This is a genomic window from Variovorax sp. YR750, assembly GCF_900109805.1.
GTDB lineage: Bacteria > Pseudomonadota > Gammaproteobacteria > Burkholderiales > Burkholderiaceae_C > Variovorax > Variovorax gossypii.
On the sequence record NZ_FOBJ01000016.1, the window covers coordinates 181,666 to 206,742 of the forward strand.

Annotated in this window: 20 protein-coding genes; 15 read left to right on the plus strand and 5 right to left on the minus strand. The window is 68.0% G+C overall.

The window, feature by feature from the left end; all coding sequences use genetic code 11:
- The first annotated feature begins 208 nt into the window (after positions 1-208).
- From BMY35_RS28990 to BMY35_RS29015, 6 genes are all read left to right on the plus strand, one after another.
- Positions 209-1,906, plus strand: coding sequence for a WS/DGAT/MGAT family O-acyltransferase (locus BMY35_RS28990; protein WP_093206445.1), 1,698 nt, complete (start codon positions 209-211; stop codon positions 1,904-1,906).
- 162 nt (positions 1,907-2,068) lie between these two features.
- Positions 2,069-2,626: a hypothetical protein gene (locus BMY35_RS28995; protein ID WP_177213729.1), complete on the plus strand. Its 558-nt coding sequence runs from the start codon at positions 2,069-2,071 to the stop codon at positions 2,624-2,626.
- Positions 2,627-2,711: 85 nt separating this feature from the next.
- Entirely contained in the window at positions 2,712-3,143 is a 432-nt protein-coding gene (locus tag BMY35_RS29000; protein WP_256229935.1) for a phasin family protein, read from the plus strand.
- Between the two features lie 30 nt (positions 3,144-3,173).
- Positions 3,174-3,809, plus strand: coding sequence for a TetR/AcrR family transcriptional regulator (locus BMY35_RS29005; protein ID WP_093206448.1), 636 nt, complete (start codon positions 3,174-3,176; stop codon positions 3,807-3,809).
- Between the two features lie 86 nt (positions 3,810-3,895).
- Positions 3,896-4,675, plus strand: coding sequence for an esterase/lipase family protein (locus tag BMY35_RS29010; RefSeq protein WP_093206449.1), 780 nt, complete (start codon positions 3,896-3,898; stop codon positions 4,673-4,675).
- A gap of 177 nt (positions 4,676-4,852) precedes the next feature.
- Positions 4,853-5,737 carry a hypothetical protein gene (locus BMY35_RS29015; protein ID WP_093206450.1) on the plus strand — a complete coding sequence of 295 codons (885 nt, stop codon included), beginning with the start codon at positions 4,853-4,855 and terminating at the stop codon, positions 5,735-5,737.
- A gap of 25 nt (positions 5,738-5,762) precedes the next feature.
- On the opposite strand, the gene BMY35_RS29020 is transcribed toward BMY35_RS29015, so the two are convergent.
- Positions 5,763-6,296, minus strand: a complete 534-nt coding sequence (locus tag BMY35_RS29020) for a hypothetical protein (RefSeq protein ID WP_143080770.1) — start codon at positions 6,294-6,296, stop codon at positions 5,763-5,765.
- Between the two features lie 206 nt (positions 6,297-6,502).
- On the opposite strand from BMY35_RS29020, the gene BMY35_RS29025 reads away from it, so the two are divergent.
- Positions 6,503-7,147: a DUF1444 domain-containing protein gene (locus BMY35_RS29025; protein ID WP_093206452.1), complete on the plus strand. Its 645-nt coding sequence runs from the start codon at positions 6,503-6,505 to the stop codon at positions 7,145-7,147.
- Between the two features lie 25 nt (positions 7,148-7,172).
- Here the strand turns inward: BMY35_RS29025 and BMY35_RS29030 are convergent, their stop codons facing one another.
- From BMY35_RS29030 to BMY35_RS29040, 3 genes are all read right to left on the minus strand, one after another.
- Complete coding sequence (locus tag BMY35_RS29030; protein WP_093206453.1) at positions 7,173-10,394, minus strand: bifunctional cytochrome P450/NADPH--P450 reductase; 3,222 nt, start codon at positions 10,392-10,394, stop codon at positions 7,173-7,175.
- A 140-nt stretch (positions 10,395-10,534) separates the two neighbouring features.
- Positions 10,535-11,791, minus strand: coding sequence for a branched-chain amino acid ABC transporter substrate-binding protein (locus BMY35_RS29035; protein WP_093206454.1), 1,257 nt, complete (start codon positions 11,789-11,791; stop codon positions 10,535-10,537).
- Positions 11,792-11,818: 27 nt separating this feature from the next.
- Positions 11,819-12,526, minus strand: coding sequence for a TetR/AcrR family transcriptional regulator (locus BMY35_RS29040; protein ID WP_093206455.1), 708 nt, complete (start codon positions 12,524-12,526; stop codon positions 11,819-11,821).
- A gap of 85 nt (positions 12,527-12,611) precedes the next feature.
- On the opposite strand from BMY35_RS29040, the gene BMY35_RS29045 reads away from it, so the two are divergent.
- The 4 genes from BMY35_RS29045 (at position 12,612) to BMY35_RS29060 (ending at position 19,460) form a co-directional block, all read left to right on the plus strand.
- The gene (locus BMY35_RS29045; protein WP_093206456.1) at positions 12,612-14,225 is read left to right on the plus strand and encodes an AMP-binding protein; all 1,614 of its coding nucleotides are present in this window, start codon (positions 12,612-12,614) and stop codon (positions 14,223-14,225) included.
- A gap of 13 nt (positions 14,226-14,238) precedes the next feature.
- Positions 14,239-17,535, plus strand: coding sequence for a carboxyl transferase domain-containing protein (locus BMY35_RS29050; RefSeq protein WP_093206498.1), 3,297 nt, complete (start codon positions 14,239-14,241; stop codon positions 17,533-17,535).
- Positions 17,536-17,600: 65 nt separating this feature from the next.
- Positions 17,601-18,920: an SGNH/GDSL hydrolase family protein gene (locus BMY35_RS29055; RefSeq protein ID WP_177213730.1), complete on the plus strand. Its 1,320-nt coding sequence runs from the start codon at positions 17,601-17,603 to the stop codon at positions 18,918-18,920.
- Positions 18,921-19,085: 165 nt separating this feature from the next.
- A complete protein-coding gene (locus BMY35_RS29060; RefSeq protein WP_093206457.1) occupies positions 19,086-19,460 on the plus strand; it encodes a YXWGXW repeat-containing protein in 375 nt (124 codons plus the stop codon).
- 81 nt (positions 19,461-19,541) lie between these two features.
- On the opposite strand, the gene purU is transcribed toward BMY35_RS29060, so the two are convergent.
- Positions 19,542-20,399 (minus strand): formyltetrahydrofolate deformylase, encoded by an 858-nt coding sequence (gene purU / locus BMY35_RS29065; RefSeq protein WP_093206458.1) that lies wholly within the window; start codon positions 20,397-20,399, stop codon positions 19,542-19,544.
- 231 nt (positions 20,400-20,630) lie between these two features.
- Here purU and BMY35_RS29070 point away from each other — a divergent pair, with 231 nt between their 5' ends.
- The 4 genes from BMY35_RS29070 (at position 20,631) to BMY35_RS29085 (ending at position 25,029) form a co-directional block, all read left to right on the plus strand.
- Positions 20,631-21,965, plus strand: a complete 1,335-nt coding sequence (locus tag BMY35_RS29070) for an omega-aminotransferase AptA (RefSeq protein WP_093206459.1) — start codon at positions 20,631-20,633, stop codon at positions 21,963-21,965.
- A gap of 120 nt (positions 21,966-22,085) precedes the next feature.
- Positions 22,086-22,661: a methylated-DNA--[protein]-cysteine S-methyltransferase gene (locus tag BMY35_RS29075; RefSeq protein ID WP_093206460.1), complete on the plus strand. Its 576-nt coding sequence runs from the start codon at positions 22,086-22,088 to the stop codon at positions 22,659-22,661.
- A 432-nt stretch (positions 22,662-23,093) separates the two neighbouring features.
- The gene (locus BMY35_RS29080; RefSeq protein ID WP_256229942.1) at positions 23,094-23,612 is read left to right on the plus strand and encodes a hypothetical protein; all 519 of its coding nucleotides are present in this window, start codon (positions 23,094-23,096) and stop codon (positions 23,610-23,612) included.
- A gap of 13 nt (positions 23,613-23,625) precedes the next feature.
- Complete coding sequence (locus tag BMY35_RS29085) at positions 23,626-25,029, plus strand: CsgG/HfaB family protein (RefSeq protein WP_093206461.1); 1,404 nt, start codon at positions 23,626-23,628, stop codon at positions 25,027-25,029.
- Positions 25,030-25,077: the final 48 nt, after the last annotated feature.

The following is a 25,077-nucleotide window of genomic DNA, read 5'->3' on the forward strand; positions in this document are numbered from 1 at the left end:
GCCGCAGTGTACGGAGCCCGTGTGAAAGACCGTGAACGGCACGGTTGTCGCCCCGGCCGGGCGACTGGCACTTTCCTGCTACTGCGGGCAAACCCCTGTCGCGCGAGTGCCTTCCCCCGGTGGAAACACTGAAGAACCAGAGGCCCGGGAACGCGATGCGCACGGTATCCTGCCGAACGGCGCATGCCCCACCAAGGAGAGACAACACATGAAACACCTGAGCGGTCTTGATGCCACCTTCCTGCACCTGGAAACGCCGGAAATGCCCATGCACGTGGGCTCGCTGAACGTGCTGGACCTGCCCAAGGGCTACAAGGGCGAGTTCTACGAGGACGCCAAGAACTTCATGGCCAGCCGCATCCACCTGGCCGACGTGTTCACGCGCAAGCTCGCGCTGATGCCCTTCGACATGACCAACCCGGTGTGGGTCGAGGACAACGACATCGACCTCGACTACCACGTGCGCCACATCACGCTGCCCAAGCCCGGAACCAACCGGCAGTTGCAACAGTACGTGGCGCGGCTGCATTCGTCGCTGATCGACCGCAGCCGCCCGATGTGGGAGTTCTACATCATCGACGGCCTCAAGAGCGGGCAGGTGGCGCTCTACACCAAGGTGCACCATGCGGGCATCGACGGGCAGGCCGGCGTGGAAGTGGGCAAGGCCATCTTCGACCTCGAGCCCACCGGCCGCGTGGTGAAGCCGCCGCGCGGCCGACCGCGCGGCAACAACTACCAGCTGGGCATGGCCGAGCTCGCCACAGCGGCGCTGCGCAACACCGCGCAGCAGTACGTGAAGCTCTTCAAGATGGCGCCCGCCATCGCGCGCGCTATCAGCGGCCTCGCCAAGCCCGACGAGAAGGCGGCCGAGAAGGACACCGCCGCCGCGCCGAAGAAGTTCAACCTCTTCGCGCCGCGCACCTCGCTGAACGTGTCGATCACCAACCAGCGCACCTTCGCGGGCCGCACCATCTCGCTGGCCGAGACCAAGTACATCGCCAAGCACTTCGGCGTGTCGCTCAACGACGTGGTGCTGGCCACCGTCTCCGGCGCATTGCGCCACTACCTTGCCGACAACAACGAGCTGCCGGCCAAGCCGCTGGTGGCGGGCGTGCCGGTGAGCCTGCGCGAGGCGGGCGACGACACGGCGAACAACCAGGCCAGCATGATCCTCGTGAGCCTGGCCAGCGACATCACCGACCCGGTGCAGCGGCTGAAGGCGATCAATGCCTCCTCGAACAGCTCGAAGTCGACCATGAACCGCTTCAAGGCGGTGGTCCTGGACGACTTCCCGACCTTCGCCGCGCCCTGGCTGGTGTCGGGCATCGCCTCGATGGTGGGGCGTTCGGGCATCGTCAACCTGCTGCCGCCGGCGGCCAACGTGGCGGTCTCCAACGTGGCGGGCGCGCCCTTCCCGATGTACTTCGCTGGCGCGCTGGTCACCTGCTACTACCCGGTGTCGATCGCCAGCCACGGCACGGCGCTCAACGTGACGGTGCAGAGCTACAACGGCCGCATGGACTACGGCCTGATCGCCTGCCGCCGCGCCGTGCCCGACATCACCGAGATCGGCGACTACATGCTGGCCGAGCACAAGCTGCTGATGGAGCTCACGCAGAAGCACCCGGCCGCCGCCGGCGCGGCGCCAGCGCCCATGCCGCCGAAGTCGGCCGTGCAGGAGCCCTCCGACGAAGCCGAGAGCGCGCCCGCCGCTGCCGCCGCCAGGAAGAAGCCGGCCGCGCGCAAGAAGGCGGCGGTGAAGGTCGCGGCGAAGAAGGCGCCAGTCAAGGCGCCCGTCAAGGCTGCTGCCAAGACACCCGCCAGGAAGGCCGCGCCGCCCAAGCCGCCGGCCCGCAAGGCCGCCCCGGCGAAGCGTTCCAGCGCTCCCAGGGCCGCCGCGGCATGATCGGCAGGCCGGGCCGGCCGAAGAAAATTGGGGCAGTTGGACTAGTTTTCCGACCGTTCTAGTTTTCCAGGCCTAGGCCCCGCGGAAGAAGATAGGCCCATCGCGACTGATTCATCTCTCGTTTCCTTCGCGAAGCCCATCAACTTCAAGGAAATCTTCATCATGTCCACGCAAACCTCCATCGCTTCCGCAGCCGTTCACGTCGTCGGCCAGTACAACGACGCGGGCAAGACCCTGGTCGGCGCCTACCGCGCCGGCGTGCATCGCCTGCTGGGCGGCGCCGCTTCGCGCTACAGCGACTTCCTCGGCAGCCGCCAGATTCCGCTGGTGAGCGAGCAGGTCAAGGCCAACCTGATCGGCGCGCAGGAGAAGATCAACGGCTTCCTGGCCAACCGCGTGGATATCGACACCGGCCGCATCGTCTCGGTCATGGACCGCGTCGCCGCCGGCACCACCAGCGGCATCGAAGCCGTCGCCGGTCGCGTGGCCCGCGTCGAATCGCCGGTCGCCACCTCGGTGATCAACGCTCTCGGCGCGCTGAACCAGCCGCTGGCCACCGTCTCGGTGCAGATCGCCGACCGCGTCGTCGCCGGCACCAAGCAGATCGAAGCCCGCGTGGTCGGCGCTGAAGAAGCTGCCAAGCCGGTTCGCACGGTGAAGGCCAAGGCCACCGCCGCCAAGAAGCCGGTTCGCCGCGCCGCTGCCCGCAAGGCGGCCTGACCCCCGGGGCGCCTTCTGGCGCCCTTTTCCCTTTTTCCGGCATCTGGAGCATTGCATGGCGACCCGTCCTGACGAAACTGCAAAGTTGAAGAAGAGGGCAGCGCCTGCGAAGAAGGCTCCGGCAGCCGCCAGGAAGACGGCGCCCCGCAAGGCGGCGCCCGCGGCGAGCAGGAAGCCCGCCGAGCCCGGCAAGGCCGAAGTCCTGCTGCGCGCCGGCCTCAAGGCGCTGGACAACGTGCGCAACGACGTCGCCAAGCGCCAGGCCAACGTGATCGAAGGCCTGCTCGGCATCGGGCACGGCAAGGTTCCCAGCCTCGGCCTCGACAGCTTCGGCATCCGCAAGTTCGAGGACGTGTTCGACCAGCGCGTCGCCACCGCACTGCAGCGCCTGGGCATTCCCGGCGCCGACGAAGTGCAGGCCCTGCGCGACGAGATCGCCCGGCTGCGCGAGCGCGTGGCGCAACTCGAAGGCACCACCGGCACCGCCGCCTCCCGCGGCCGTCGCGCCCAGCGCTGAGCGACAACGCAGCGACAAGCCAACCCGGTTGTGGCCAGCTCCAACACCACGCGCGACCGCATCCTGCAGGCCAGCCTCGCGCTGTTCAACGCGCAAGGCCTCGCGGCCGTGTCGACCCACAAGATCGCCGCCGAACTGGGCATCAGCCCGGGCAACCTGCACTACCACTTCAAGGCCAAGCAGCTCATCGTCGAGTGGCTGTTCAGGCGCTTCGAGCAGCGGCTGGAGGCCCTGAACGGCTCGTCGGCATCCATCGCGGCCATCGACGACCTCTGGCTCGCGCTGCACCTGCGCTTCGAGGCCATCGACGAGTACCGCTTCATCTATCGCGACATGGCCTTCCTGGCCAGCGAGTACCCCTCGCTGGGCCAGCGCGCCCAGGCCCTCACCGCGCAGAACCTGCTGGCCGCGCAGACGCTGTGCGAGGGCCTCGTGGCCTCGGGCGTCATCGAGACCAGCGCTGAGCAGGCCCGCATCCTGGCGCTGCAGATGGTCTTCACCACCACCTGCTGGCTCTCGTTCGAGCGGCTGGTGCCGGGGCGCGATGCCCTGGCCCAGGCCGACCCGGGCCTTGCGGCCTTCTACACGCTCACGCTCGTCTCGCCGTATGTTTCCGGCGAATCGAGGGCTTACCTTGATTACCTGAGGGCCAAATACCTCGGATAAATGCCGCTGTCGTCCCACGGGGCATTGAGTCCGCGGGCCCCATGTTCGTCCTGAAGCAGATAAAAACCACAAAGGAGCCATCCATCATGACCACCGCCACCTACGCCAAGGAACACGTCACGCCGCCCTCGCGCCTGCTGCTGCTGGCCGAAGCCCGCGCGCTCTGGGAAACCGGCGCCGGCCTCGCCATGTGGCCGCTGCTGCAGCTCACGCCGCGCGGCGACGGGCACCCGGTGCTGGTGCTGCCGGGCCTGGTGGCGGGCGACGGCTCCACGCTGCTGCTGCGCCGATACCTCTGCAGCCGCGGCTACGACGCCCACGGCTGGGGCCAGGGCCGCAACTTCGGCCCGCGCGAGGGCGTGGAGCAGGGCATGGTCGAGCTGCTGAAGACGCTGCACGACAACAGCGGCCAGAAGGTCAGCGTCATCGGCTGGAGCCTGGGCGGCGTCTACGCGCGGATGCTGGCTTCGTCCTACTCGCACATGATCCGCAACGTCATCACGCTGGGCAGCCCCTTCTCGGGCAGCCCGCGCGCCACCAACGCATGGCGCGTCTACGAGGGCGTGAGCGGCCAGAGCTCGCACGACCCGCGCCGCATGAAGTTCGTGCAGCCCACGCCGCCCGTGCCGACCACCTCGATCTTCAGCCGCACCGACGGTGTCGTCGCATGGCGCTGCAGCATCGAGAAGACCGGCCCGCAGTCGGAGAACATCGAAGTCATCGCCAGCCACCTGGGGCTGGGCGCGCACCCGGCGGTGCTCTATGCGGTGGCGGACCGGCTGGCGCAGCCGGAGGGCGAGTGGAAGCCGTTCAACCGCGGGGTGCTGGGGCCGCTGGTGTATCCGGATCCGGATCGGGACGCCTGAGCCGCAGAGGCTCTAACCAAGAACCAGAAAGCCGGCGGTTGCCGGCTTTCTGCTTTCGAGGACTCGCACCTGGCCGCGCGACCTACCCGCTTCATGGGATGGGCTTGAACAGCCATCGCTTTGCATGATCGGCCCCGACGGCCAGGCAGTGCGCCCGGCCCCCAACCGAGAGACGACATGGCCAATCTCAGCCAGGATCAACGCCTGCGGCTTGCCAGCTACATCAACCTCATGGACGCTCGCCCCGTTGCGGCCCCGCTCGGCACGCCCAGGCAGCGCTCCGGCTTTCCCGTGCCGGGAACCGGCGCCGGCAACGTCTACGACAACGCGTGCTGGAACTGGGCGCTGACGGGGGGCACCGGCCGCATCCGGGACCCGGGCAGTGCGGTGTCGGTGTGGGAGGACATCATTGCGATGAACATCCTTGTCGAGCCGCCCGTCGTCGCGGGAATCAACAACGTCGATGCGAACTATCCGGGCTCCGGCGCCGACTTCACGCTGCTGCGCAACAACTGGGTCGCAGCGGCGGGCGGCAACGTGGCGGCCCAGGACACCTTCAAGGAGGCGATGCTGCGCATCGCCGCACGCAAGAACGGCATGACCGTGTCCGTGCTGCCGATTGCCGCCTGCACCTACACGCTGCACATGAAGACGGCCCAGTGGTACAGCTGGCACCACATGGGCATCGGCATCAATCTTTCCTACCGCGGAGCCATGCGCCGCACGATCGTGCAGACCGTGCCCCAGACGCACGTGTGGCATGGCTGCAGCGTGATGTGGGATGAGGGGCAGCCCGATACCGTGATCGGAGTAAGTGAGTTGAAGCGCGCGCATGTGGATGTCCTCGACGAGGTGACCGTGACGTGCTGCATCTGCAACGCGGTCCCGCTGGGCCTGCTGAGGCCGACCAAGGGCTGGCACCGTTGTGGACATTGCTCCGCGGTCTATTGCCGCGTGCACAAGGCGGCGCTCAACATCGTGACAGCCAAGACGACGTTCAACCCGCACACGGTGCGCACCTGCAGCCGGCTGGGTTGTGTCGGACAGACGCGCCAGATCTGACGCCGGCAACCAGGAACTGCGGTGGCTATTTCGCTCCGAGCTTCTGCAGGGTCAGCTGGAAGTAGTGCCAGACGTTATCCTCCGGTCCGCTCCTCAACCGCTTTTCCACCTTGATCTGCGGCCACATTTCGATGCGGTTGGCGCCGACATGGAATGTCGGGACCTCCTGCCCCGCATACAGCCTGCTCTCGTAAGACCAAGTGCCTTCGCCATGCTTGCGCTTCAGAACCTCGGCGATGTACGCGCCGTAGGTCAGGGACATGAGCCGGATCTCGTAGTCCGAAGGCGACGCGAGCTTGCCCGAAGGCTCGTCCTGCAGCTTCCGGAAGGCATCGTGGAGCTTTCCCAGTCGCTGCTCGACGAGCTCGATGCTTTCCGGCGAATAGTCCAGCGTGACCCCGTTCGCCGCGGTCACGCGCACGGCGCGCTCCGCCAGCACCGTCATGTCCTCGTCCATCGTGGTGGGCGAAGCCTCGGCCGCCTGCGTGGCAGCCGCAGGCTGCGCAACGGCCGCCGCGGGCAGCAGGAGCATTGCCGCGAGCAGGGGCAGGTATCTCATGGAAGTCCTCTCTTGCCAGTCGGCTGGTGTACTCGTGACATCCGGTCGCATTGTTGACGGCCGCGTCGCGGCGGGCCAGTGCAGAAAGTCATGCGGCCCCCGGGGGATAGGCGGAACGGCGTATCTCCAGCCAGGCAAATCCACCTTCAGGCCATGACTTCTGTCACTTGCGGCGCGCCCGGCCCGCCCAAAACAATGGCGGCACCATGCACAGCCTGCCGCCTGTCTACCCCTGCATCAAGCATGTCGACTTCCTGGAGTCGATGCGGCCGGTGCTCGACCAGATCGAGGCGCGCGGCGGCGATCGGGAGGCGCATGCGCCGGTGGCCTATCCCTTCGCCGCAGACTCCGACCTGCTGGTGACTTTCGCGGTCGACACGCCCGCGCAGTTCATCACGCTGACGCCGCAAGGCATGGCGGAAACGGGGCTCGACGCGCAGTCGCTGTACGAACTGGCGATCGACAACATGCTGCGGCTCGTCGCGTCCAATGTCGTCACGCGGGATCTCGGCATGTACAGGGCCCTCGTGGCGGGGGATGGCTTCGAGGCCTGCATGCTGCTGCTGCCGGACCTTTGGGAGCTGCTTGCGCTGGGATTCGAGGGCGAGCTGCTCGCGGTGGTGCCGAGCCGCGACGTCGTCTACTTCATGGACAGCGGGGCCAGCTTCGAGAAGCGCGGCGAGACCGTCTCGGCCGCCGAAGTGTTGGGCCGTATGTGCCGTGCCGCCGCGGGTGTCAGGGTCGGGGCGGGGCCGCACGGCCTCTCCGGCAAAGTGATGGCGCTGACGCCCGACGGCTGGTGCGTGCGCGGCACCTTGAAGGACTACTGCGAGCCGGCGCTCGAAGCCTGAGCGTCGCCAGGCCCTCGGGCCTTCCTCAGTTCCCCGCCCACACGTCCAGCACGTAGCGCTGGTCGGCGATCATCCTGTCCATCCACGCGGTGCTGTCGTGCCCGTGCTCGCGCGCGAGGTCGCTCAGCGTGCGCCGCACATCGGGCTCCATGCGCGAGCCGTCGCCGCACACGTAGACCACCGCGCCCGCTTCCAGCAGCTTCCACACGTGGGCGGCCTGCTCGCGGATGAGGTCCTGCACGTAGACCTTGCGCTCGCCAGCGCGCGAGAACGCGGTGTGCAGCTTCATCAGGCCGCGATGCGCCCATGCCTCGAGTTCGTCCGCGTAGATGAAGTCCTGCTCCGGATGGCGGCAGCCGAAGAAGAGCAGCGCCTCGCCGAGCGCGGTGCCCGCCTCGACCTGCGCCGCGCGCTCCTGCAGGAAGCCGCGGAAGGGCGCGAGCCCGGTGCCGGGGCCGACCATGATGAGCGGCCGGCTCGCGTCCTCCGGTAGCCTGAAGCCCTCGGCCGTGGTCTCGCGCACCACGCCGTGCACCGTGTCGCCGGCTTCCGCGCGCGCCAGGAAGTTGGAGCACACGCCCTCGAAGGTGCCGATGCCCGACTTGGCCGGTCCGTTCACCACGCCCACCGTCACGCTGCAGCGGCCCGGCGTCATCGTGGGCGACGATGAAATCGAGTAGTAGCGCGGCGAGAGCGGCGAGAGCATCTCGAGGAACACGGCGAAGGGCACCTGGCAGGCCGGGAACTCGTCCAGCAGGTCGAGCACCGACTTGCGCTTGTGCAGCACCTCGGCCTTGTACTTCGCCTGCGAGGCCTCGTCGCTGCCCGACAGCGCCACGAGCTTTGGCTTGCTGAACGGGCACTCGGTATATGCCGCGAGCGTCGCGATCTGCTTGCGCGTCGCCACGTCCTGCAGTTCGACATAGTCGCCCAGCAGGCGGTCGACCGCCACCACCTGTTCCACCGGCAGCGCTGCCTTGCGGCCCGCCGCCGCGTGCAGCCGCACATGGGCCGTGCGGTCGAAGCCGAAGCGCTTCATCGCGCGCTCGACCTGCGCGGGGCCGTTGCGCGGCACCACGCTCAGGTGGTCGCCGGCGCGGTAGACCAGGCCCTCGGGCAGCATCAGCTCGACGTGGCGGGTCGAGCGGCCGGCTTCGCCGTCGCTGCCGCCGCTTTGCAGCTCGCGGTTCTCGATCACGCGCAGCGCCACCGCGCCCAGCGCGTCGACGATCGCGTTCTTCTGCGGCGGCGGCAGTTCTTCCAGCGTGTAGAGCGGCTCGCTCTGCGCGGGCGTGTCGGCGCCGGTCTTGATGTCGAAGGCCTTCGCCAGCTCGGGCCAGAGCGCGTCGCTCCAGTCCTGGAAGGCGCCGTCCATGTCCTCGCGCGCATCGCCCTCGCCGCGCGAGTGAACGCGCGCGGCGCCCAGCGCTTCCAGCCGCTCGTCGATGCGGCGCGGCACGGCCTGGTAGGTGGAGGCCCAGTCGGTGTTGCCGCAGCCGAAGACGCTGAAGCGCACGCCATTGAGCGAGTCGTCGGCCTTGTCGAGCCAGCGGTGGAACTCGGCTGCGTTGTCGGGTGCCGCGCCGTTGTACGAAGCGCAGACGATGGCGACCGCGCCGCTGGCCGGCAGCCGCTCGGCATAGTCGTCGAGCGAGGCCAGCTGCGTGGAGAAGCCGCGCATCTCGCCGGCCTCTGCCAGTTGGCGTGCGAGGTCTTCGGCCGTGCCGAGGTTCGAGCCCTGCAGCACCAGCAGCGAGGTGCCATGGCGCGCCGCCTGCGGCTTGCGCGCGGCAGCCTGCACAGGCTGCACCGGGGCGGCGGCCGCATCGGTCATGTTGCCGCGCGGGCGCGTGGCCGGGTCGCGCAGCAGCGCCTTGATCCTGAAGTTCTCGGGCTTGATCGTCAGCGCTTCCTTGATCTTCAGCTTGTAGCCCGTGTGGTCCACCAGGTTGAAGCGCTGCAGGATCATGCCCAGCGTGAGCACTGCTTCCTGCAGCGCGAACTGCCGCCCGATGCAGGCGCGCTGCCCGTTGCCGAAGGGCTTGAAGGCGTTCACCGGCCGCTCGCGCTCGGCCTCGCGGCTGAAGTGGTCGGGGTTGAACTGGTCGGCGTCCTCGCCCCAGATGCCCTTGTCGCGATGCAGCGCCAGCGCGTGCATGATGACCATGTTGTTCTTCTTGATCGTGTACTGGCCGCCGATCTTCGTTTCTTCCTTGGCGCGCATCGAGATCGCGGGCGCGGTGGGGTACAGGCGCAGCGACTCCTTCAGCACCTGCATCACGTACTGCAGGCGGTTGACCTGCGCGTAGGTGGGCTTCTGCGTGGTGTCGGGGCCGAACACGTTGTCGACCTCGGCCTGCGCCTTGGCCATGGCGTCCGGGTTGTTCAGCAGGAAGTAGATGGCGAAGGAAAGCAGGCCGCTGGTGGTTTCGTGTCCCGCGATGAGGAATTCGATGCACTCGTCGCGGATCATCTTGTCGGTGAGCTTCTCGCCGCTCTTCTTGTCCACGCCCGCGATCATGTAGCTCAGCAGGTCGGGCTTGGTGGCGATGTCGGCTCCGCTCGCGCGCCGCTCCTCGATGATGTCCTCCACCATCTTGTGCATGTACCGGATGTCCTTGCGCTGCTGCGCGAGCTCCTTCTTCAGCATTAGCTCTTCGAGCGGCAGGCCGCGGCGGTTCTGCACAGTCTCCAGCGTGCGCACCATCGCATCGACGAAGGGATGGAAGCCCTCGCGGTAGAACGAGTTGAAGCGGTAGCCGAAGCCGCACAGGCCGATGGTGTCGAGCGTGAGCGCGGTCATGTCACGCACCACGTCCACCTCTTCGTCGAAGTTCAGGCGCTCCCACTTGGTGACCAGTTGCCCGGCGATGTCCAGCATCATCGGGTGGTAGGCCTGCATCGCGCGCTGGCTGAAGTTGGCCAGCAGGATGTTGTGCGGCTTCGACCAGGTTTCCTCGTGCGTGTCGGAGGTGAAGAGGCCGTGCGACGCGGCGCGCAGCCGGCGCAGCGCGCCGCGCGTGCTCTTGTCGAAGCGCTCTTCCTCGCAGAGCTCGTCGACCAGCGCGGGCGATGACACCACGATCACCGGCATGCCCGGCATGTCCAGCCAGTAGATGCCGCCGAGGTCCTGCGCGATCTTCCACATGTCGAGCACGGGAGAGTCGGACCCGATCGACAGCAGGTTGCCGACGAAGGGTTTCTTCGCCGGGTGAGGGATCGGATGGAGCGAGTTTTTGCCTGCCATGGTCTTGTTGTGCCTTTGGAATGGACCCGCCTCTGATATCCGGGCTTCGCAAGCCGGAGTATCCCGACGGCACAGGCGGCAGGCAGGACGGGGTTTCCCTTACAAGACCCCGCCCTCTTCAGCAGTCGCGAAGGAATCGCTCAGGGCCGGACCATCTTGCACTCCGTGCCCTGTGCCAGTTCGTTCCCGGTATAGACCGCGTCGGTGCGAAAACCATAGTTCGTGCCTTCCCAGCCCGTCTTCACCGTCTTGCCGTCCACCGGCGCGATGGTGTTGACCACCTGCGGCAGCAGCAGCTGGTGGTCTTCTGCGCGCATGCGCACCGGGCCCACCACGGAGTCGAAAGTCAGGTCCTCGAGTGCGCGCGCGACCTTCACCGTGTCGGTGGAGCCGGCCTTGTCGATGGCGGCGGCCAGCAGGCGCGGCGTCATGTCGATGCGCGGCGCGAGGAAGTCCTTGCCCGTCTTGGCCTTGTAGGCCTTGGCAAGCGCGTCGACCTTCGGCGTGTCGGCCTCGCCCGGGTGCCATTCGGCCACCCAGGTCAGCTGGCCCAGCTTGGCCTGCGACACAGCCGTGACCGTGCCCGGCACCGAGCCCGCGCTGTGGTTGAAGTAGCGCAGGTTGTAGCCTGCGTCGCCGGCCGCCTTCAGCAGCAGCGTCATGTCCTGGCCCCAGTTGCCGGTGATGACCGAGTCGGCGCCGCTTTGCTTCACGTTGGCGATGTAGGGCGCGAAGTCCTTCACGCGGCCGATGGGGTGCAGCGTCTCGCCCACGAACTGGATGTCGGGCCGCGCCAGGCCCACCAGCTGGCGGCCGTAGCTGGCCCATTGCTTGCCGTGCGCGTAGTCCTGGTTCAGCAGGTAGACCTTCTTCACGTCCGGCGTCTTCTTGATGTAGTTGGCCAGCGCCTTCATCTTCATCGCGGTGTTGGCCTCGGTCTGGAAGTGCCAGAAGCTGCAGGCCTTGCCCGTCATCTCGGGGTCGATGGAGGAGTGGTTCAGAACGATCAGCTCCTTGCCCGGGTTGCGCTGGTTCCAGCGCGCCACCGACTGCACCAGCGCCGTGACCACCGAGGAGCCCGAGCCGCCGGTCACGATGGCCTTCGCGCCCTGGTCGATGGCTGCCTGCAGCGCGCTCTGGCTTTCCTGCGCCGAGAGCTTGCTGTCGAACTGCAGCAGCTGCAGCTTCGTGCCGCCGAGCACGCCGCCTTTCGCGTTGATGTCCTCGATGGCGTACTGCGTGTGCATCAGCATCAGCTCGCCGACGTTGGCGAAGGGGCCCGACAGCGGATCGATGTAGGCGATCTTGTAGGTAGCCTGCTGGGCGTGCGACGCGCCGGCGGTGGCCAGCAGGCAGGCAAGGGCGATCCGCGCCAGTGGCGCTTTCCTGAACTTCATGGTGATTTGTCTCCGGAGGTGTTGTCTTCAGTTCTTCGTGCGCAGCCCGATCACGCGGCTTGCCAGCTTCGTGAGTTCGGCCACGACTTCGTCGGGCGAGAGGCGCCCGCCCGGGCGGTACCAGCTGTAGAGGAAGCCCGGCAGGCTGCAGGCCGCGAGCGCGGTGATCTTGGTCTCGGTGAAGTCGAGGTCGCCGTCGGCGCGTGCTTCCTCGAGCAGCGGGCACAGCAGGTCGTAGAAGTGATGCGCGAGCTTCTTCTGCGCGGCGATGTACTCGGGGCGGTACACCTGCGGCTCGCGATAGGGGAAGAAGGCCACCGGGTGGTGCGAGATGGTCGCTCGGATCAGCCGCTCGATGCCCTCGAGCACCTTCTCGCTCGCGCGGCGCGGGTCGGCGGCGGCGAAGTCGAGCGCGGTGAAGCAGTCGACCGCGGGGCGCCACGACAGCGTCTCGAAGATCTCCTGCTTGTCGCGGAAGTAGTAGTACACGAAGGGCTTGGTCACGCCCAGTTCGCGCACGATCTGCGCCATGGTCGTGTTGGCATAGCCCTGCGCCGCGAAGAGCTGCGCCGCCGCCTGCAGGATGCGCTCGCGCTGCAGGTCGGTGCCCTGCGTGGCCGCGCGCTGGCGGCCGGTGCCCTGCGGAAGGTGCGGCTGTGCCGTCGTGCTGCTCTCGCTCTGCTGCTGCTCTTGCTGTGCAGAGGGTTTGTGCCGTGTCGCGGAAGTTATACCCATGGGTAGGATTGTTCGTGCACCATGCGGCATTGGCAAGCGCCCGCCCGCCGCAGGCGGCTATCGATAACCCTGAGAAAGTGACGCCATGGAGACATTGCCCGAACGCCCGCAGCAGCCCCTGCACGAGTACCTGCGCACCCACGCGCGCGGGCGTGGCGGCAGCCCCGCCTGCATCTGGTACGGCCACTCGATGAGCTGGGCCGAGCTCGACCGCGCGAGCGACGCCTTCGCCGCGCGCCTGCAGGCGCTGGGCGTGAAGAAGGGCGAGCCGGTGGTGCTCTTCCTCAACAACTGCCCGCAGTACCTGGTGGCGCACTTCGGCATCCAGAAGATCGGCGCCATCGTCTGCCCGAGCGGGCCGCTCAACAAGGAGCACGAGCTGGCCTACCAGGTCAACGACCTGAAGGCGCGCGTGATCGTCGCCGCCGCGCCGCTGCTGCCGGTCGTGCGCAAGGTGCAGCCGGAGAGCGCGCTGGAACACGTCTTCGTGGTGCACTACGCCGACCTGCTGCCCGACCCGCCCTCGCTCGACCTGCCGGCCGAACTGGCGGCGGAGCGCAAGGCCGGCCGCGCCGCGGCCGAGGGCTGCGAAGACTTTCTCGCCGTGATGCGTGGCGATGCGAAGCCGCAGCCCGTGGCCATCGCCATGGACGACGTGGCGCTCATGACCTACACCTCGGGCACCACCGGCCTGCCCAAGGGCGCGATGCTGAGCTACGGCAACGCACTCTTCAAGACGCGCGCGGCGGCCGACTGCAACGGCGTGGGGCCCGGGGACGTGTTGCTGTCCATCGCGCCGCTGTATCACATCGCCGGCATGCTGATGGGCGTCAACGTGCCCGTGCTCACCGGCGCGACCTCGGTGCTGATGCATCGCTTCGATCCGCGCGCCGTGCTGCAGGCCATCGACACCTACAGGGTGAGCTGGTGGTACAGCATCGCGCCGATGAACGTGGCCTGCATGCAGGTGCCGGACATCGCCGGCTTCGACCTGTCGAGCCTGAAGATGAACCCGGTGACCAGCTTCGGCATCACCTTCACCGAGCCGCTGGCGCTGCAGTGGCGCTCGCACGCGCCCAACTGCACCTCGTTCGAGGCGGCCTACGGCCTGAGCGAGACCCACACCTGCGACACCTACACGCCGCACCACGCGCCGCGCTGGGGCACGCAGGGCATCGCGGTGCCGGGCGTGACCATCCGCATCATCGACACCGATACGCAGGCCGACGTGCCCACCGGCGAGGTCGGCGAGATCGTGCTCACCAGCCCCGGCTCGTTCAAGGGCTACTGGAACAAGCCCGAGGCCACGGCCGCCACGCTGCGCAACGGCTGGGTGCACACGGGCGACATGGGCAGGATCGACGCCGACGGGTATCTCACCTTCATCGGCCGCTTCAAGGAAATGATCAAGGTCTCGGGCTACAGCGTGTTCCCCGAGGAGGTCGAAACCATCCTCATCAAGCATCCGGCGGTGGCGCAGGCGGCAGTCATCGCGCAGCCCGATGCCGAGAAGGGCGAGGTCGTGAAGGCCTTCATCGTGCGCAAGCCGGGCGCCGCGCTCGAAGCCGATGCGCTCATCGCCTGGTCGCGCGACAACATGGCTAGCTACAAGGCGCCGCGCGCGGTGAGCTTCATCGACGCGTTGCCCACCACCGGCGCGGGCAAGGTGCTGCGCCGATTGCTCAAAGACAAAAGCTGAGAGGTTCCGTTTGCTGTTCTCCAAAGTTCTGATTGCCAACCGCGGCGAGATCGCGGTGCGCCTGGTGCGCGCGCTGCGCGACCTGGGCATCGCCAGCGTGGCGGTGCATGCGCGCGACGACGCGACGGCGCTGCACGTGCAGCTGGCCGACACGGCCGTTGCGCTCGACGCGACGGGGCCTTCTGCGTACCTCGACATCGCGGCGCTGATCGCCGTGGCGAAGGCCCGGGGCTGCGATGCGGTGCATCCCGGCTACGGCTTTCTCAGCGAGCGCGCCGATTTCGCGCAGGCCTGCGCGGATGCCGGCCTGACCTTCATCGGCCCAACGCCCGGGCAGCTCGAGCTCTTCGGCGACAAGGCGCGCGCGCGCGAGCTGGCCGCGCAGTGCGACGTGCCGGTGATGCCCGGCAGCGCCGGCGCCGTGACGCTCGCGCAGGCGCAGGCCTTCTTCGCCGAGCAGCATGCGCAAGGTGCCGGCGTGATGGTGAAGGCCATCGGCGGGGGCGGCGGGCGCGGCATGCGAGCGGTGCTGAACGCGGAGGATCTGCCCGAGGCGCATGCGCGTTGCATGTCGGAGGCCAAGGCCGCCTTCGGCATCGAGGGCGTGTACGTCGAGCGGCTGATGCGCAATGCGCGGCACATCGAGGTGCAGGTGCTGGGCGACGGCAAGGCTGTCGCCAGCCTCGGCGAGCGCGAGTGCACGCTGCAGCGGCGCTTCCAGAAGCTGGTGGAGATCGCGCCCAGCCCCTCACTGCCCGAAGCCTTGCGCGCGCAGGTCACGCAGGCGGCGCTGCGCATGGCGAAGAAGGTGGGCTATCGGGGCCTCGGCACCTTCGAATTTCTCGTCGACGCGGCATCGGCGACGCTGCCCTTCGTCTTCATCGAGGCGAACCCGCGCCTGCAGGTCGAGCACACGGTGACGGAGGCCGTGACGGGGCTCGATCTGGTGCAGCTGCAGATCGCCGTCGCTGCCGGCCAGTCGCTGGGCGAGCTCGGCGTGGAGCCCGATCGCACGGCGGCGCAGCGCGGCTTCGCGGTGCAGTGGCGCATCAACGCGGAGACGCTCGACGCGCAGGGCAATGCCCGTCCTTCGGGCGGCACGCTCGCGCGCTTCGATTTGCCGGCCGGCCCCGGAGTGCGCGTGGACACGCACGGCTACGCGGGCCTCGCGCCATCGCCGCACTACGACACGCTGCTGGCCAAGCTCATCGTGCACTCGCCGTCGCCGCGCTTCGAGGACGCGCTGCGCCGCTCGCTGCGCGCGCTGGACGAATGCCACATCGACGGCATCGCCACCAACCTGCCGCTGCTGCGTGCCATCGCGGCGCGGCCCGAGTTCGCGACGCAGGCGGTGCACACGCGCTTCGTGGAGGCGCACCTGGGCGATCTGCTCGCTGCCGCAACCGCCTTCGAAAAGCAGGCGAGGAAGACGGTGCAGACACCGGCGGAATCGTCGCCTGTTGCCGATGACGACGGATCGGACGAACTCACCGTCAAGGCCCCGATGCCCGCGCGCCTCGTGCAGTTCGAGGTCGAGGTGGGCGACGTGCTGCCGGTCGGCGCGCAGCTCGGCGTGCTCGAGGCCATGAAGATGGAGCACCTGCTGCACGCGCCCGTGGCCGGCCGCGTGGTCGCGCTGCTGGCCGCACCCGGCGACTACCTCGTCGAGGGGCAGTCGCTGGTGCAGCTCGAAGCCGTCGACGCGCAGGCGGTGCAGGCGGAAGCCCGCGCGGAGCACGACCTGGATGCGATCCGCCCCGACCTGCGGAAGGTGATCGACCGCCACGCCTACACGCTCGATGCCAACCGCAAGACGGCGGTCGACAAGCGCCACGCGCAGGGCGGGCGCACCGCGCGCGAGAACATCGCCGACCTGTGCGACACGGCCTCCGATCCCGGCAACTTCATCGAGTACGGCGCGCTCGCCATCGCCGCGCAGACGCGCCGCCGCTCGCTGGAAGACCTGATCGTCAACACGCCCGCCGACGGCATGGTCACGGGGCTGGGCAGCATCAACGCGAAGCAGTTCGGGCCCGAGGCCTCGCGCTGCGCGGTGCTGGCCTACGACTACACCGTGCTGGCCGGCACGCAGGGCATGCGCAATCACCACAAGACCGATCGGCTGCTGGCGGTGGCGCACCAGCTCAGGCTGCCGCTGGTGCTGTTCGCGGAAGGCGGCGGCGGGCGACCAGGCGACACCGACATGCCCATCGTGGCCGGCCTGAACAACCACACCTTCAGCCAGTTCGCGGCGCTGTCGGGCAAGGTGCCCGTCGTGGGCATCGTGCACGGGCGCTGCTTCGCGGGCAACGCGGCGCTGCTGGGCTGCGCCGACGTGATCATCGCCACCAAGGGCAGCAACATCGGCATGAGCGGCCCCGCGATGATCGAGGGCGGCGGGCTCGGCACCTTCGCGCCCGAGCAGATCGGGCCGAGCGGCGTGCAGTCGCGCAACGGCGTGATCGACATCCTGGTGGAGGACGAAGCCGCCGCGGTGGCCGCCGCGAAGCAGTACCTCTCGTACTTCCAGGGCGCGACCACCGACTGGCAGTGCGCCGACCCGCGCACGCTGCGCCATGTGGTGCCTGAGAACCGGCTTCGCGTGTACGACGTGCGCGCCGCGATGCGCGGCGTGGCCGACACCGGCTCGCTGCTCGAGCTGCGCGCGGGCTTCGGCGCGGGCATCGTCACCGCGCTCGCGCGCATCGAGGGCAGGCCCGTGGGCCTGATGGCCAACAACCCGCATCATCTCGGCGGCGCGATCGACGTGGAGGCGGCCGACAAGTCCGCGCGCTTCATGCAGCTGTGCAACGCGCACGGCCTTCCAATTGTTTCGTTGTGCGACACGCCCGGCTTCATGGTCGGGCCCGACATCGAGGCGCAGGCGCAGGTGCGCCACGTGTGCCGCATGTTCATGGTGGCCTCGCACCTGCGCGTTCCCTTCTTCGCCGTGGTGCTGCGCAAGGGCTACGGACTGGGTGCGCAGGCGATGACGGCCGGCGGCTTCGATGCGCCTGTTTTCACAGTGGCCTGGCCCACCGGCGAATTCGGCGCGATGGGGCTCGAAGGTGCCGTGCGGCTGGGTTTCCGCAAGGAACTGGCCGCCGCGTCCGAGGGCGCCGAGCGCGATGCGCTCTTCAAGAAGCTGGTGGCGCAGCAGTACGAGAACGGCGAGGCGATCCACATGGCGCAGACGCTGGAGATCGACGCGGTGATCGACCCCGCCGAAACACGCACCTGGCTGGTGCGTGGCCTTTCATCGGCCACGAAGGCGCAGGCACCTGCGGTTGCGTATGTAGACACCTGGTAACCGGGCTTTAGACCTCGTCACGCGCGGGGGAACAGTGGCTCCGTACACTGGGCCGCTTTGCGCGCATGAATCTGGTCTCCCGATGGGCAGCCCGCCTCCGCGACGTTGCCGTCGCGCACTGGGTGGCCGCCTTCCTCCTCGCCCTGCTGGCCGTCGGCGTGCAGGCCGTCACGCCCGATGGGCGTCCGCGGCAGCCCGCCGAGGCGCACTGGGTCGCGAGCTGGGCCGTGGCGCCTGTCGAGTTCGCCGAGATGGCCGCGAGCCCGGGAGGCGCCGGCTTCTCGTCGCCAGCGGGCAATGACCTGCGCGGGCAGACGCTTCGCCAGAAGGTGGAGCTGTCGCTCGACGGCGAGCGCATCCGCATCCGCTTTTCCAATCGCTTCGGCAAGACGCCGCTGCGCATCGCCGCCGCGAGCGTGGCGCGCGGCACCGGTGGCGAGGCGTTCTCGCCGACCTCGCTGCACGTGCTGCGTTTCGGCGGCCGCAGCAGCCTCACCATCGCCCCGGGCGCGGATGCATGGAGCGATGGCGTCGACCTTCCGGTGCAGGCGGGGCAGACAGTGGTCGTGAGCGCCTTCTTCGACCGCACCACGCCGTTCGCCACGGCATCGATGCTGGAGTCGGGCTCGACCTGGGTCACGGCCGGCAATGCCGTGATGACGCCGAAGCTCAGGAACCCGTCGACGCTGGTGCTGAACCAGATCGTGACAGGGCTCGACGTGCTCACCACCAGGTCCATTCGCACTGTCGTGGCATTCGGCGATTCGATCACCGCCGGCAGCACCGAGGCCACCAGCGGTGCCTATCCCGACATGCTGGCCACGCGCCTGCGCGATACGCAACCCGGCGGCCAGGACGTCGCGGTGCTCAATCTCGGCATCGGCGGCAACCGTCTGCTGGCCGACGGCATCGGGCCCAGCGGGCTCTCGCGCTTCGAGCTCGACGCGCTGAAGCAGAGCGGCGTGACGCACGCGATCATCCTGCTGGGTACCAACGACATCGGCCGCGCGATGTTCGCCAAGGTGCCCGGCGCCGAACTGAAGCCGCGCGACATGCCGACGGCCGAGCGCATCACCGAGGGGCTGAAGCAGCTCGTGAAGCAGGCCCGCGCCAAGGGCGTGAAGGTGCTGATCGGCACCGTGCCGCCGTTCAGGAACACGCCCTACTGGAGCGAGGCGAACGAAGTCATGCGCGAGGCCGTGAACCGCTGGATCCGCAGCAGGCAGGACATCGACGGCGTGATCGATTTCGACGCCGCGCTGCGCGATCCGGCCGACCCGCAGGCGCTGAACCCGCTCTACGACTCGGGCGACCACCTGCACCCCAACAAGGCCGGCCATGCGGCGATGGCCACGGCCATAGACCTGCACGAACTGCAGGAGTGAATGCCGGAAAACCTCTGCGAACCTCTGTGAGTGAGCGCTAGCAAGAGCCCAAAAGGCCCCAAAGGCGCGTCACAGCTTTACACAAGACTTCGTGTCTGGCTTACAGGAGGTTCACAAGGGCTGGGCAGCATGAAGGCTCCTCCAACAACTCATGAGGAGTTCTTCATGAAAAAACTCGCATTGGCTCTTTCCGTCGGCGCTGCATCGCTTCTGTCGGTGGGCGCACTGACCGTTCCGACGGCCGTGCAGGCGCAGCCTGTGATCACCATCCAGACGCCGCCGCCTCCGCCGCGCTATGAGCGCGTTCCCCCGCCGCGCCGCGGCTACGTGTGGGCGCCGGGACATTACGAGTGGCGTGGCGGCCGCCACGTGTGGATCGGCGGCGGCTGGGTCCGAGCCCGCCCGGGCTACGCCTACCGTCCGCCGGAGTGGCGCCAGGACGGCGGCCGCTGGGTCTACAACTCGGGCCGCTGGGACCGTGACGGCGACGGCGTACCGAACCGCTATGACCGCCGGCCGAACAATCCGTATCGCAACTGACGGCAGCGCCTGAAGCACGCATGCCCCCTTTTCAGGGGGCATGTTCGTTTCAGGGCCTGCTGCTCGACGAGGATCCGGGGATCAGCGGAACACCACCGTGCGATGCCCGTTCAGCAGCACCCGGTGCTCGCTGTGCCACTTCACCGCGCGCGCCAGCACCTGGCTCTCGGTGTCGCGGCCGCGGGCCGTGAGGTCTTCGACCGTGTCGGTGTGGTCCGCGCGGGCCACGTCCTGCTCGATGATCGGGCCTTCGTCGAGGTCGGCCGTCACGTAGTGGGCGGTGGCACCGATCAGCTTCACGCCACGGTCGTGGGCCTGGTAGTAGGGCTTGGCGCCCTTGAAGCTGGGCAGGAACGAGTGGTGGATGTTGATCGCGCGGCCCGAGAGGCTGCGGCACAGGTTGTCGCTCAGGATCTGCATGTAGCGCGCGAGCACCACGAGCTCGGCGCCCTCGGCCTCGATGATTTCCAGCTGCTTCGTCTCGGCCTGTGCCTTGGTCGCGGCCGTCAGCGGGATGTGGTGGAAGGGCACGTTGTAGCTGGCGGCCAGCTGGTAGAAGTCGCGATGGTTCGAGATGATGGCGCGCACGTCGATGGCGAGCAGGCCGCTCTTCCAGCGGAACAGCAGGTCGTTCAGGCAGTGGCCTTCCTTGCTGACCAGGATCACCGTCTTCATCGGCTCGGCGGCGGCGTGCAGCTGCAGGGTCATGCCGAAGCCTGTGGCGAAGGTCTTCAGTTCCTCGCGCAGCGCGGATTCGCTGTGGGCGCCGCAGGCGAAGCGCACGCGCATGAAGAACAGGCCCGTGTCATGGTCGTTGTACTGGGCCGCCTCCTCGATGTTGGCGCCGCGCTCGAGCAGGAAGCCCGAGACGGCGTGCACGATGCCCGTCCGGTCGGGGCAGGAAAGGTTCAGGATGTAGGCGGGCGTATTCGTCGTCATATCAGTTCAGTTGCTCGATCAACCGGCATGCGGCTCTACCGCCGCGCGCCGATTCCAGGGATACCGCGGAACCGGCTTTGCCGGGCCGCAGGTATCGCCCCCGGCAAGGGGGTTGGCGGCCGCACGCAGTGGGCAAGCCTGGGGGTGATCCATATCCAGGGGCGTAATTGTGGCAGGGGTGCCAGAATCGCGATTTTCCCCTCCCAGATACCCCAACCGCAGGAGCGAGACATGGCCTATCAGGACTTCAACATGGACAACCAGTGGTTGCCCTTCACCCCCAACCGTCATTTCCGCAAGGACCCGCGCGTGTTCGTGGCGGCCGACGGCATGGAGTTCACCACCCACGACGGCCGCAAGGTGATCGACGGCATCTCCTCGCTGTGGTGCGTGGGCGCGGGCCACAACCGCAAGCCCATCAACGAAGCGATCAAGCAGCAGCTCGACACGCTCGACTACGCCACCGCCTTCCAGGTGAGCAACGACAAGGCCTTCAAGGCGGCCGAGATGATCGCCTCGCTCGCCCCGGGCGACCTCAACAAGGTGCTCTTCTGCAACTCGGGCTCGGAAGCCGCCGACACCTCGATGAAGGTGGCGCTGGCCTACCACCGCGCGCGCGGCGAGGGCCACCGCAACGTGTTCATCGGCCGCGAGAAGGGCTATCACGGCGTGGGCTTCGGCGGCATGTCGGTGGGCGGCATTCCGGGGAACCGCAAGGTGTTCGGCTCGGCCTTCCTGCCGCGCGTGGACCACATGCGCTTCATCCACGACCCGGTGAACCACGCCTACATCCACAACGAGGAGCCGGTGTGGGCCGAAGACCCGCTGGTCGAGCTCGAGACGCGAATCCTGCCGCTGCACGACCCGAGCAACGTGGCCGCGATCATCGTCGAGCCGGTGGCCGGTTCGGCGGGCTGGTACCTGCCGCCCAAGGGCTACCTCAAGCGCCTGCGCGAGATCTGCGACAAGCACGGCATCCTGCTGATCTTCGACGAGGTCATCACCGGCTTCGGCCGCATGGGTACCAACTTCGCGTCCGACTACTTCGGCGTGGTGCCCGACATGCTGAACTTCGCCAAGTGCGTGACCAACGGCGTCATTCCGCTGGGCGGCGTGATCTGCCGCGACAAGCTCTACGACGCGATGATGAAGACCGACGCGCCCGAGCACGTGGTCGAGTTCTTCCATGGCTACACCTACTCGGGCCACCCGGTGGCCTGCGCCGCGGCCATCGCCACGCTCGATCTCTTCAGGCAGGAAAACCTGTTCGCGCGCGCAGGTGAGATGGGAAAGGTGCTGGGCGACGCATTCCACAGCACGCTCAAGGGCCTGCCCAACGTGATCAGCATCCGCAGCCTCGGCCTCGCCGCCGCGGTGGAGCTCGCACCCATCGCGGGCACGCCGGGCAAGCGCGCCTACGAGATCTTCCTCGACTGCTTCCACAAGGGCGCGCTGGTACGGCCCGCGGGCGACGTGCTGGTGATCGCGCCGCCGTACATCGTGGAGAAGTCGCACATCGACACGCTGGTGAACACGCTGGCCGATTCGATCAAGGCTCACGCCTGAGCGAACGCTGAAAGGGCATCGCACATCGATGTCCGGATACGGCGAGTGAAGGCGGCGGGGAACGCGCAACATGAAGTTGTTCGCGGCCCCCGCCGCCTTCTCCTTTTCGAGGACACGATCATGCTGAAGCTGCAACTGAGCCGTCTCGATTCGCCGCTGGGCGAGCTTCTTCTCGTTACCGACCACGCCGGCGCGATCCATGCGCTGGACTTCGCGGACCATCGCGCCCGCCTGCATCGTCTTCTGCGGCAGCTGCACGACGACGAAGTGGAACTGGGCGAAGGCTCTGCGCCGCAGACGGTGGCCAATGCCATCGGTCGCTACTTCGACGGCGACCTCGCGGCCATCGAGACGCTGCCCGTCGCCACGCTGGGCGACGCGCTGCAGCAGAAGGTTTGGGCCGCGCTTCGCGGCATTCCGGCGGGCCGCACTACCAGCTACGGCGAGCTTGCACGGCATCTGGGCCTCGACGATCCGCGCGCTGCCGTCGACGTTGGCGCGGCCAACGGATCGAACCCGATCAGCATCGTCGTGCCGTGCCATCGCGTGATCGGCAAGAACGGCGACCTCAAGGGCTATGCCGGTGGCGTCTTTCGCAAGCAGCGACTGCTGCAGCACGAGGGCGCGCTGCCGGCGGTCGATGCGAAGCCTGCCGGCAGGCTCGCGGAGCCGGCAACGATGTCGCTTCCGTTCTGAATGAGAAAGGTCGACGAAGAAATCGACGAGGTATTTCTTCTGCTTTGACAGAAGACGGCAAACGCTTCACGCTCCGACCCCTCATTCCAGAACGAGGAGACGGAGATGGAAGAAGACTTCGAGCGTTGGATGAGCAAGCCGCTTCCCGCCGGTCTCCAGCTCATTCTGGTGATGGCGACGCTGGGTTCGGTCAGCGTCTGGCTGTTGTTCTGGTTCGGCGACTAGCCTGAACTTCCGACGCGCGGCCGCAAGCGCCGCGCGGCCCCTTTGGCCCTCGCGAGGTCGTGGGCATGCCACTTTCATTTCTACCGGTTCGCGGGATGCCGCCCACCGGTTCCAGGGATACCGGCCACTGCAGCCGGTGCCTAGCATCCCCTCGCGAAACACGGCACTCGTGAATTCCTCGGGTGCGTTTGCGAAAGAGGGATCGTCATGCAACGCGTATTTCTTTGGGCACTGCTGTGCGTGCCTCTGGCTGCGCATGCCAACAACGTCGGCGAGAACGCCGCATGGCAGTTCCAGACCAGCACCGACAAGGTCAACCAGGCCGCGATCCAGGACATGATCCGAAAGCAGAAGAGCGGCTACTACTCTGCACCGGTCTACAACACGACCAACAACATCGGCCGCCAGTACAACTGCAACGTCTCGGCCACTTCGACGGGCAACGACGGCAACAACAGCACGGTCGCGAATTCGCCGAGCACGGCAGGCTCCACTTCCAACGCATCGGGCAACGACAGCCGCACGGCCGTGGGCACGCTCGGCGGCGCGACGGTGGGCACCTCGCAGGCCAACTCGGGCGCGGTCGCATCGGGCATCGTCGGCGGTACCAGCTCACAGGTGCAGGGCGCGGCCAACCAGGCGCTGAACTCGACGCAGGGCAACACCGGCGCGCAGACCGCGAGCGTGGGCGGCAGCTCGGCGTGCGCCTTCGGCGTGCTCAACTGAGCGGGAGCGCGTCATGCAGCATCGCATTCGCCGCACATTCGTTCTCGCAGCCGCCGTCGCCACGCTGGCGCTGGCGGGTTGCGTCTCCGCGCCGCAGCAGCGCTTCGCGCCGAACGAGGCACCCGTGGTGCTCGGCCCCTCGGTGCGCGACAACGTCACGCCGATGGAGGCGGTGCTCGCCTGCTACGCCGACCACATCGCGGCCACGCGGCGCCCGCCCGTCATCATCGGCGTGGGCGACGTGAAGGACTACACGGGCAAGTACAGCATCAACGAAGGCAACGCCATCACGCAGGGCGGCGCGCTGATGGTGTATTCGGCGCTCGGCAAGCTCGGCGGCGCGGTGAGCATCGCCGAGCGATTCGACCCGGTGATCGCCGAGCGCGAGCTCGCGTACGCCGATCGCCGCCAGTTGGGCGACGGCCGCACGCACCAGCTAGGCGGGCCCAACGGCGGGCAGAACGTGCCGTGGCTGCCGTACTTCGGCGGCACCATCAACAAGTCCGACTACTTCATCGTCGGCGGCATCACCGAACTCAACTACAACATCAACTCCGGTGGCGCCGAGTTCGGCGTGAACCAGGTGGGCGTGAAGGCGCGCACCTTCAGCCAGTCGGTGAGCATCGACCTGCGCATCGTCGACACCAAGTCGCTGATGGTGGTGCGCACCGTGAGCCTCACCAAGCAGTTCAACGGCTACGAGGTGGGCCTGAACGTGTTCCGCTTCTTCGGCAGCAAGCTCTACGACGTGGACATCGGCGCCAAGGGCCAGGAGCCGGTGCAGATGGGCGTGCGCGCCGCGCTCGAGGAAGGCGTCGTCCGCCTCATGTCGGCCGTCACTCAGGTGGACTACCGGCCCTGCATGACGATGCGCCCGGGCGGCGGCGAGCCCATTCCGCTCACGCCCGCGGCCGAACTGCGCAAGGTCGACAACCCGGGCGTAGCGACGGCGGGCGGCGCGGCCGTCGCCTCGCCGGTGGCGCAGGGCAGCGTGGCCGTCAACGCGGGTGGCGCCGGCGGTGCGCGCCTCACGGGCACGGCGACGCAGGTGCCTTTCGACTTCGGTGCGACCACGCTGGGCGGCAGCTCGCTCGCGCTCATCGACCAGATCGCCGGCGCCGCCAAGAAGGGCACGACCGACATCGTGCTGGTGGCGCGCGACACCGAGAACTGGGACGCCCGCAAGCGCGACGAGCTGACCGACCAGCGCATCGCGGCCGTCACCTCGGCGCTGGCCAACCGCGGCGTGGCGCCGGGTGCCATCAGCATCACCTGGCGGCCCGACGCGGCCGACACGTCGATCCACCGCGACGGCCCGGGCCTGCAGGAAATCGCCAAGCTGCGCATCGGCAGCCCGGTGGTCAGCGGCGCTGCGCCTTCTTCATCTTCTTCCGACAGCGCCGTCAAGGGCGACTGACCGCTTCGCGCGTTCCGCGCAGCGCGCATCCATCCGTTTTCCGAGCCA